Raw genomic sequence first — 10580 nt, 5'->3', positions numbered from 1 at the left:
AAATCATGACAAAGCGACGCAAATCCGAGCCTCCTGCCGCTCCGCTCGAGATAATGGCGGACTGCAAGGAATTCCTGGTCGACTATCTGACGGCGGCCTTTCCGGTGCGCCAGATGCGCACCTATACCGACGATAGCGGCACGGTGCGCTCGGAACCGATGATCGACGAGGCCGGGCAGCCCGTGCTGTGCCGGGAAGCGATGGCCATGCGCGACCAGCTCCTCGAGCAACTCTGTGCGCTGCCGGTGGTCGGCTCGGCGCTCGATCATATCATCGGGCATTTCGGGACGGAGGCAGTGGCCGAGGTGACGGGCCGCAGCCGGCGGATCATCGTCGATGCCGAGGGCCGTCAGCGGATCGAACGGCGCAGCGCGCGCACGAACCTCGCGGAGACCGACAGCTTCATGCGCGGCGAAAAGCGCATCCTGATCTTTTCCGACGCCGGCGGCACGGGACGGAGCTATCATGCCAGCCTCGACGTGCCCAATCAGAGCCGCCGCATTCACTATCTCCTCGAGCCCGGTTGGCGTGCTGACGCGGCGATCCAGGGGCTGGGCCGCACGCACCGCACCCACCAAGCCAGCCCACCCCTGTTTCGGCCCGTTTCCACCGATTGCCGCGGCGAACGGCGGTTCATCTCGACGATTGCCAGACGCCTCGACAGCCTCGGCGCGCTGACCCGCGGCCAGCGCCAGACCGGTGGACAGGGACTTTTCGATCCCCGTGACAATCTGGAGTCCGACTTCGCGCGGGAATCGCTCGACCAGTGGTTTCGCCTGCTGTTCCAGGGAAAGCTCCAATCGGTGCGCTTCGATCAATTCCAGTCGCTCACCGGTTTGAACCTGGCCGGGGAGGGTGGGGGGCTCACTGAGACCTTGCCCACGATCCAGCGGTGGTTGAACCGCATCCTGGCGCTGCGCATCGACCTGCAGAACGCGATCTTCGACGAATATCTGGGCTTGATCGAAGCACGGGTGGAAAAGGCCCGCGAGGCTGGCACCCTCGATCTTGGCGTCGAAACGATCGCGGCCGACCGCATTTCGATCCTCGACCGCACGGTGATCCGGTGCGATCCCGTGAGCGGCGCCGAAACCGAAATCCTGCGCATCGAAACCGAGGAACGATATCGACCGCTGACCCTGGAGCGCGCGCATTGGCTTCTGGCCGACCCGGAAGCGCGTGGGTTAATCAACCCGCGCTCCGGTAAGGCCGCCATTTGCCGGCCGACCTTCTCGCTGACGGACGAAGAGGGGCGGACCGTGCGCCGCTACGAGCTGGTGCGTCCAACGCGCACCGAACGGCACCGGCAGGACCTCTTCGCCGAAACCCATTGGACCGACGCGGACTGCGCGAACTTCGATGAAGCCTGGCAGGCCGAATGCGACGCGATGGCCGCGCAGACGCGTACGCAGATCATCTATCTGGTCACGGGCCTGCTGCTCCCGGTCTGGGGAAAGCTGCCCGACGATCATGTCCAGGTCTGGCGGTTGACGAGCGATGACGGCCAGTCGCTTCTCGGGCGTCTTATTCCGGCGCCGCTGGTGGAGCGGATCGCCAGCGCATTCGGCATCGCCGCCCATGTCGCGATCGATCTAGGCGCGCGGGTCGAGCACGTTCGCACCTCGGGCGAGATCATGCCGATCGGGTCGCTTCGGCTGAAGCGGGCCTTGGTCGCCGGCGACCACCGCCTCGAATTGCTCGACTGGCAGTCCGACGCCCTTCCTCATCTCAAGGCGGCGGGCTGCTTCACCGAGATCATCCAACACCGCACGCGGCTCTTCGTCCCACCGAGCCGCGCCGTCGAGATCCTTGGCGAGATCGTAGGCTGAACAGCGGCAGCGTCAAGCGATCGAAGAGAGGGGAGGGGGCCTTCGGCCGGGTGGGCCTGAGTGGCTCAAGCCGGCCGACGACGTCGGCGCAACCCTCGAAGGAGACAACCGATGATCCAGTCCGTGAAGGTCAAGAACCTCTCGCTCTCCAAGGATAATGTCCGCAAATCCAATCGCGATGCCGACCTCGACAGTCTGGCCGAGAATATCGCTGCGCATGGCCTGTTGCAGAATCTCGTGGTCACGCCGCTCAAAAAGGCGGGCCACTTCACCGTCAAGGCGGGCGGCCGCCGCTTGCGGGCGCTCCAACGCCTGATTGAGACGAACCGGCTTGCCGCGGACCATGAGGTTCAGGTGCTGGTGCTCGAGGATGATGCCGGATCGGCCGAAGCGAGCCTTGCCGAGAATTTCCATCGCGTAGCGATGAACCCGGCGGATGAATGCTCGGCCTTCAAGCACTTCCTCGACCTGGGGGCGAGCGGCGAGGATGTGGCGAAACGCTTCGGGGTCACGACCCGCTTCGTCGAGCAGCGGGTCCGGCTTGCCGAACTGGCTCCCGTCGTCTTCGCGGCGCTTGCCGCTGGCGAGATCACGCTCGGGGTCGCGCAGGCTTATGCCGTCACGCCCGATGTCGACCGCCAGGCGCGTGTGTTCGAGAGCATGAGCCGGTCCTATTATGGTGACAATCCCGACAATGTCCGCCGTGCGCTCCTCAACGGGACGGTGAAAGCGACCGATGCGAAGGCGCGGTTCGTTGGCCGCGATGCCTATGTCGGTGCGGGTGGCCGGATCGAGCGCGACCTGTTCGGCGATGATGCGGACGAGAGCTGGGTCGACGTGGAGATCATCGAGCAGCTTGCCGCCCAGAAGCTCGAAGCAGAGGCACAAACACTCGCTGCCGAGCAGAAGCTGGCATTCGTGACACCGGTCCTCGCGACTCATGTGCCCTATGACATGGAGTGCCAGCTCCACGAATATCATCCGGCGCTGCGCGAATTGAGCGAGGACGAGCAGGATCGCGTCGACAGTCTTTCCAATGAGGGCGATGCGCTCATCCGCGAACTGGAAACCGAACTTGAGGACGGCACACCAGAGGCCGAGGCGGCTTCGGTGCGGCTCGCCGACATCGAGCGGGAACTCGATGCGATCGAGGCGGCGCGCACGATGGTCGACGATGCGGTCAAGGACCAGCTGGGCACCTTCATCTATCTTGCCCCTGACGGCACCCCGCGGGTGCACAGCCGCATGTTCAGCGAGCGCGCCATTCGTCAGGCGGGCGAGGACGGCGAACCCGAGGCGGCGTCCGGCAAGGTCGCGACCTCCCGGCTCAGCGCGACGCTGGTCGACGAACTCGCGACCCAGCGGCGGCAGATCCTGGCGTCCCATGTCGCCTCGGATGCGGGGTTCGCGCTCGATCTCGCGATATTCCTGATCGCGCACCGGACCGTGTTCGCCAGCGGCTATGTCCAGGACCACTCGACGCTGCAAGCGGCCGCCGCGAGCTTCCCGATCGTCGGCTTCCGCGACGAGGGCAGCGCGGCCAGCAATGTCCTGGCCGAACAGCGGCAGAGGCTCGATGTGAGCTGGGCAGGCGGGAACACGCTGTCGTCGCGTTTCGATGCCTTCCGGCAACTGGATGAACAGGCGCGCGCCGATTGGCTCGCCCATGTCATGGCGCAGACGCTCGAACCGACGCTCAACGTCGACGATGGCGGGCGCCGCAACGGCTTCCACGATCATCTCGGACGGCTGCTTGACATCGATGTCGCGCAATGGTGGCGGCCCGATGCCCAGAACTTTTTCGGGCGCGTGAAGAAGGACGTAATGCTCGAAGCGCTTGAAGAGATCGGCGGGCCAGTGCTGCGCGGCCGCTACAAGGACGCCAAGAAGGGTGACTTGGCCAATGCCTGCGCGGCGCTCTGTTCCGGGCAGGGCATCGTAGAGGCCGAAGTCCGGGAAAAGGCGCTCTGCTGGCTGCCCGACGAGATGCGGTTTGGCGCGGTGGAGAAGCCCGAAAGCTTCCGCAGCTATTCCGCCTTCCTCAGCGACGAAGACGGCAGCGACGGCGGGGCAGGGGAGATCGCCCCCAATGGCGATGCTGATGACCTCGACGAGGCGGCCTGAGACCAACGCCTAATGGCGGGCGGCGCTCTTGCGTCGCCCGCAGTCCTTCATCGGCGGCGCTGGCCGCCGCTCTTTCGCGGAGTATCCGCCATGACTCAATCATCGGACCGGCCCTCGCCGGCCGAAACCATCACGTGCGCCATCATCGACCGGCTCGAGGCCGGTGTGCGACCCTGGGTGCGGCCCTGGCGTTCGTGTGTGCGGCGCAGGGTCGTCCGCTGCGGGCCAATGGCGAGCCGTATCGCGGCATGAACACCTTTTGGCTGTGGCTGGCTGCTGAGCAATGCGGCTATCGGTCACGCCATTGGATGACCTACCGTCAGGCGCAGACCCTTGGCGGGCAGGTCCGTGCCGGTGAGCAGGCGCAATTTGCAATCTTCTACAAGGCCTATTCGAAGAAGGTCGATTCCAGCGAACGTCCCGGCGAGCTGGTCGATGAGCATCGCCGGGTTATGCGGTCCTATGCGGTCTTCAATGCAGACCAGATCGACGCACTCCCGGGCGATTTCTATCCCGAAGCCCTCTCCCTCGTCCCGCCGGGCGACCGGCTCGGTTCGCGGGCGGAGCGCTTCGTCGACCGGCTGCCCGCGCGGCTGCGATGTGGCGGCGATCGTGCTTATTACGATCTGCGCGCGGACGTTATCACTATGCCGCCGGTCGAACAATTCGACACGCGCGCCGCCTGGGCAGCCACCATCGCGCATGAGGCCGGTCATAATGCCGCATCCCGGATTATGCCGCATCTCGCCGCTGACGCGCGGCTGGCGGGGTGATCCGGTCAATCCTATTCGGCATAATCTTCGACGCTCCAACACCATGGAGCACGACGATCATGCCTCAATATTTGCAGACCTGCATCGAGCCGTATCTGGACTCGTTCGCTGAAAGCTTTGCGGCGGAGAACTACACAGCCGGCACGATAAAGACCTATCGATCGATCCTCCGGAAAGTCGGTCACGAGATGGATGTCGCGGGCATCGGTCCTTCGGCATTGACGCTCGACACGGCGGAGCATTTTGGACGCAAGGTGCCGCGCGAGAAGCCAGGCACGGCGTTGCCGTATAAGTTGGCCCGCCGTTTCGCGCAGCATCTGCTCGATATCGGCGTAACGCAGCCGGTGCCGTTGACCGAAGCGGAGCAGAGGCGCGCGACGCTGCTGGCGGACCTCGAGATCTACCTCGTCAAACAGCGCGGCCTCAGTCCACGGAGTATCCCTCACACGATAGGCTTCGCGCGTCGCTTCCTCGATTATCGCTTCGGCGAGGCCATCATAGATCTGAGCGGCCTGCGGCCCGCCGACGTGATCAGCTTCATGGAGCATGTGCTGACCAGTGCCCGCCGCGACAAGACGGTGGCGACCCATGTGCGCATCTTTCTGCAATACCTGTTCGGATGCGGCGCGACCGCGACCAATCTGGCCCTGAGCATTCCGAAGACGGCGCAACGCTGGGCTGCGCGGCTGCCGCGTCATTTGTTGCCCGATGGCGTGGAAGCCGTCCTCGCGTATGTCCGCGACAATCCGCGGCATGGTGCGCGGGACTATGCGATGCTGCTGCTCATGGCACGGCTCGGGCTGCGTGCGGCCGAGGTTGTCGTGATCCAGCTCGGCGATATCGACTGGCGCGCGGGCGAACTGCTCGTTCGTGGCAAGGGCAAGCTGCACGACCGCGTGCCGATAAGCATCGAAGTTGGCAACGCACTGAGCCGCTATCTTCGTGAAGAACGTGGTCCGGCAACCTGTCGTACGCTGTTCGTTGCCTATCGCGCGCCGCATCGTCCCTTCAAGGATGGGACAATCGTCAACGCCATCCTCAAAGATGCCTTGAGAGCGACCGGCCAGAAGCCGGCGACGCCCTATGTAGGATCGCACCTGCTGCGTCATAGCCTTGCCACCCAGTTGGTAAACGCTGGGGCCTCGCTCGACGAAGTGGGCGATGTGCTGCGGCACCGCTCACGGTCTTCGACGATGATATACGCACGGCTCGATATCGACGGGCTGCGCTCAATCGCGCAGCCCTGGCCCGCAGCGGGAGGCGCGCAATGAGCCTCATCTCCCAGCTCGACCGTTATCTGACCATCCGGCGCGGTCTCGGTTACGATCTTGGCACCAGCGAGCGCATCCTTCGTCGCTTCACCCGGTTTGCCGACAGCGCAGGCGCCACGCACGTCGACACGGCACTGTTCCTGCGCTGGCACGCTACGTTGGCGGAGGCCAGAACCTCGACCCGAGGGGCAAGGCTCAGTGTCGTTCGGCAGTTTGCACAGTGGTTGAGCAGCTTCGATCCGGCGCATGAAGTACCGCCGGGGGTGGCCCTGCGGAACCGTCTCAAGGCGGGCGGGCGCCGTCTCCAGCAATTGGGTGAGGATCGATGTTGGATCGTACATAGTCTGTCGCTGAAATCAGATGAGGCGGCGCGCTTCAAGTGTCCCAAATGCCGTCGTGATCTGGAACGGTCAGTCCGGACGGGTGTTCACCTTGGCCTCCGCGATCGCCACCCGTAGGTGACGACACGCCTTCAGCCTGTTTGGATCTGCTGGCTGAGCTGGCTGTAATGACCCAGCAGACGCTCGGTTTCTTCTGGATCAATGCCAAGCGCACCGTCCAGCTTGCGGACGAAATCCTGTTCGGCGGTGGCGTCAAGCGGGGGCCAGCTTTGGGTGGTCTTCCAGATGGCGACCGTGCTGCGGGTCACGAATGCCGCAAGCTGCGTTTGCTTGCTGCCGTCGGCCGCCATCACCGAGCGGGCAAGGGCCCAACGGCTCAATACGATCAGAGCGAAACAGTCATAGGGCAGCTCGGTTTGATGCTGCCCGATAGAGATACGGGATAGCAGCGCTGCTTCCGATCGGCTGCCCAGCCACAGCCGTTGAAGGATGCGCCCGGCGCGAACGACGAAGGCACGTTCACGATCGTGCTGCTTGGGAACGAGGTCGAGCGCGAAGAGCTCGTCGCGCTGATCGCCATCCTTGATCTGGAGGGGACGGCGGCAGGCCTCGACCATCAACCGAAGGATGAAACAGACTTCGGCCGTGAGTTTGCGTGGCGGAGGCGTCTCTTCGCTGGCTAGGCGGGCAATATAGGCCTCGAAGCTATCCAGGGCCTTCAAAATGTCGAGGCTTTGCCTCTCGGCTTCATCGCGGCGGTAAACCCGTGGCTCTCGCGCAGGCGGATTGCCGTCTTCGCTACCCGATGGATCCTCTAAGCGGTTGCGATGATCCGGGCCGGGATCATCCTCGCTTTGCGGCATCTCGTCGGTGTAGAGCGTATCGTCGTCGGCATCATCACCCTCTTTTTGCTGGGGCTGGTTGATCCCACGCAAGATGATCCTGAGGAGATTGACCGCGTCCGGATCATCGAAATTGAGCCGCCCGCTGTCGCCCGTCGCCGGCACACTTGCTGCCATTGCCGTTCGGAAAGCTTCCGGGCTATCATAATCATAGACCTCGTGCTCGGCATCGCTGCCGCTGCTCTTCGTTCTTGCCCGTCCCGCCGACGTGGCAGGTGTCACCGCTTTTCGTCGGCCCTGCGGCGTCTCGGAAAATATGATGGCGGCCAGATTTGCCAGTTCAAGAAAGTCGCCATCCTCCAGTTCGACCTTCGCAAAGGCTGAGCGCAGGCGCTTGTCGCCCATGCCAGGCGCGGCATGGGTCAAGCTGACCTCATCGTTGACGATGACGGCGCTGGTCAGCGTTCCATCGGCCAATCGCACCCGCGCGATCAGAGGAGGGCGGGGCTTGCTGGGTAGCTCGACTGACCGGCCACGGCTGCGGGTCGAATGGAATGGAAATTCACCCTCTGCAATGACGAGGGTGGCACCGTCCGGCTCCGTAATGCGGTTCGAGGGTGTCCATCGGATGGTGTTGCCGGCGGCTTCCAACGTTCCAGGAGGGATGCCCGCGTCGGACTTGGTATCGGTCAGTTGCTTGGTTTGCGGATATAGATCCTTACGATCAATCGGCACCGAAATATCCAGACCTAGAGCGCCTAGGCCGGTGCCCGCCTTGAGCCGGCGATAGATCGAACACTCCGCGTTGCGGGCCGCTTTGTCGGCGAGGCCAAGGGCATCATCTGAGCAATTCGCGCTACCGTAAACGAGATGATCCCAGTGCTCGGTCTGGATGAGCAAAGCCTTGGCATGGATGAAGCGCGCGCGGTCATTACCATCGAAGATGCTTGCGAACCGGGCATCGGGTATGAGCGGCAACCCATCGAGTGGGAATTCGGGCCGGTGGGCGCTGAGCGCGATAATGATTTCCTGGGGGCGCATGGCATCGATCAGGCCGAGCAACCCGTCGAGATTTGCGTCCCAGTAAGGGGACATGACGATGAGCCGGGTTACGGGCACGGTGCCGACAAGCCCAGCGAGGCGCATGAGGATGCCAGCCTCGCCATTTCCGGCTTCGCACAGCAAATCGACAAGCGAGCCATCGCCTAGCGCGAGCGGCGCGTCATTGGCGTCTATCTCAAACAGCCAGGCCGCATCGCGTTCGATCAGATCAAGCTTGCGCTTCATCGCTTCAAGTCCAGCGTCCTTCAACCAGGGCGCGACATAGTCGAAGGCCTTGCGGATCAGCTGGCGACTGGCGTTCGCATCCTCATCGTCGCGTTTGCGCCACCATTCGATTTGACCGACGATCTCCCGGTTGAGTCCCCAACCCGCTGCCGTCGCATTGGCTGAACCGATGATCACGCAACCGGCATCGCTGCCCAAGCGGATGCTGACTTTCGGATGGAAGGCGCCGGGCACGGAAATCGGCAGCAGGGCATAGGCTGAGCCCGCTCGCGCAAAGGATTCCGGTGTCTGCGCGATCGCGCGCTGCAGCATGTTGGCATCGGCCATGAGGATGTTGTTGTCGCAGCCATAGCTGCGCAGCCGATGATGGAGCGATCCATCATAGAATGCCGCGTCTACAGAGTAGGTCGTTGTGATCGATGTATGGAATCCGGTCCGCGCCAGATCCTTAAAGAGGCTGATTCTGTTCAAGGAACGCCTCCCCGTCCGCTGTCACGCCGCTGGCATGCAGGTATCCCGCATCGCGCAGCACCCGGGTCAGATTGAAGAGCCGGGGCGTGGTGTAGCCATACTCCCCCAACCGCCCTTCGCTCAGCAGTCCGTCTTCAACCAGGAAATGATAGGTGAAGGTGCCCGCCGCCGAAAGCTTGCGGCCGGCGATGATCTGATGATCGATGATAATATGCCTGAACAGAACAGCGGCGATCGCTTGCTGAACGGGCTCCTGTCGTGCCGTATCGAGCGTGCGCAAAATGCCGTCCAGCGACCGACCGTCACGCCCGGCTGCGGCGGCGATGATAGGTCGGACATTTCCGTCGTTCTCGGCCCATTTCGCCCAGAGGATGCCGAGCAGCTTGAATGCATCGAGTAGTGTCCCCGGTGTTGGCTGCAAGCCCGACCTCAAATTTTCAAGGACGACTTCGGCGTGAAGCGCCTCGTCATTGTCGGCGAGCCCGACCAGAGCGTCCGCCCAATCCGACCAGGTTGATGTGTTCTGCGGGATCGCCTCATCCACCAGTTTGGCGACGAGTTGTCGTGGTTCGATGCCGTTGGTGTAGCTCTCGCATTGTAGGCCTATCAGGCCATTGAGGGCGCACTCCAAGGCAATATGTCCATACTCATTGGCTTGATAGGCGCGCCACCGGTCGACGGTCTTGCCCGGGGGCTGATACGGTTGCCCGTTTGGAAGCGCGCGCGTGTAAAGCGCCTGGCGCAACCCGTCGATGTCGCCAGGCTCGATGCCGTTGCGATAGAGGTCGAGCACGAGCCAGATAGACGCCCGGCGCGCTAAACTCGCCTTGGATTGGTCTCCTTGCCCGAGCAGAAAGTCGCGCAACGCGGCCTGTTCGGGCGAACCGTGCGGAATGTGTGCAGGGTGGATGGCCGCACCAATGTTTTGGAGCTGCTGCGATGTCGCTGTTCCAGAAAGCAGGACGGTCTCGATCTCATCTGCTATCGGACCGATCGAACCTGCAAAAGCGGCAGAAACCAGCTGGCCCTGACCCTGGGTGACCGGCACGGAAGATGCGGTGAGCCAGCCCATTTCGGTCAAAGTGGGCGCATAAGCCGCCCCATAGTTCCCCCGCGCCGCTTGCAGATAGGTTTTCTCGGATGTTCGGTCGTCGGTGAACGGCCTGAAGTCGATGCCATTGCTGCGCGCTACGTCGCGCTGCTGGTTGGCCCAATTTGCTCCGCCCAATCCATCGCTGCCGTCCATATCATTGATAACCGTCGCGAGCGCGTAAAGCGCCTCGCCCCGTCTCATGAAGCGGGCAAAGCGGGCTGGATCATCCGAGTGGTGCTTCTTTTCGTAGAGTTCAATCAACCATGGGAAATAGGCATAATATCTGAGGCGATTGGTGATGTTCGTGATGTTCGGAACCAGAGATTGGTAAATCCTGATGCTCGTCGCCTGGAGGCCAAGAGGGTCGAGGCCCATCGTCCAGCTGCCGGTCTTCGTCCAATAGGGATCGCCGTCCTGTTCAGATAATTCGAGTGCTACGCTCACTTCGTTCCCATTTTCCATTATTTTGACGCTGGAGAATGCCACTTTGATACTTCCACAATCATATTGGCGTGGTTCTAGGCAGTGGCTCGGCAAAGAATGTGCGCG

Annotated in this window: 5 protein-coding genes and 2 pseudogenes; 5 read left to right on the top strand and 2 right to left on the bottom strand. The window is 62.9% G+C overall.

Features of this window, described 5'->3' with window-relative positions:
• Positions 1-65: 65 nt before the first annotated feature.
• The 5 genes and pseudogenes from PX554_RS23405 to PX554_RS23385 form a co-directional block, all read left to right on the top strand.
• Positions 66-1829: pseudogene (locus PX554_RS23405) on the top strand (strawberry notch C-terminal domain-containing protein); the annotation flags it as partial.
• A gap of 111 nt (positions 1830-1940) precedes the next feature.
• Positions 1941-3953: a ParB/RepB/Spo0J family partition protein gene (locus PX554_RS23400; RefSeq protein ID WP_155188064.1), complete on the top strand. Its 2013-nt coding sequence runs from the start codon at positions 1941-1943 to the stop codon at positions 3951-3953.
• A 90-nt stretch (positions 3954-4043) separates the two neighbouring features.
• Positions 4044-4669: pseudogene (locus tag PX554_RS23395) on the top strand (ArdC family protein); the annotation flags it as partial.
• Positions 4670-4785: 116 nt separating this feature from the next.
• Positions 4786-5997 carry a tyrosine-type recombinase/integrase gene (locus tag PX554_RS23390; protein ID WP_275504703.1) on the top strand — a complete coding sequence of 404 codons (1212 nt, stop codon included), beginning with the start codon at positions 4786-4788 and terminating at the stop codon, positions 5995-5997.
• Positions 5994-6455: a hypothetical protein gene (locus tag PX554_RS23385; protein ID WP_275504702.1), complete on the top strand. Its 462-nt coding sequence runs from the start codon at positions 5994-5996 to the stop codon at positions 6453-6455. The genes PX554_RS23390 and PX554_RS23385 overlap by 4 nt, the downstream gene beginning before the upstream one ends.
• A gap of 14 nt (positions 6456-6469) precedes the next feature.
• On the opposite strand, the gene PX554_RS23380 is transcribed toward PX554_RS23385, so the two are convergent.
• Entirely contained in the window at positions 6470-8938 is a 2469-nt protein-coding gene (locus PX554_RS23380) for a phospholipase D-like domain-containing protein (RefSeq protein WP_275504701.1), read from the bottom strand.
• Positions 8916-10517, bottom strand: coding sequence for a hypothetical protein (locus PX554_RS23375; RefSeq protein ID WP_230461504.1), 1602 nt, complete (start codon positions 10515-10517; stop codon positions 8916-8918). Before PX554_RS23375 ends, PX554_RS23380 begins: the two co-directional genes overlap by 23 nt.
• Between the last annotated feature and the right edge of the window lie 63 nt (positions 10518-10580).

Origin of the sequence: Sphingomonas pollutisoli (assembly GCF_029167165.1) — a bacterium.
GTDB lineage: Bacteria > Pseudomonadota > Alphaproteobacteria > Sphingomonadales > Sphingomonadaceae > Sphingomonas > Sphingomonas pollutisoli.
The sequence above is the reverse complement of the archived record's forward strand: the minus strand, read 5'-3'. Positions and strand labels throughout refer to the sequence as shown.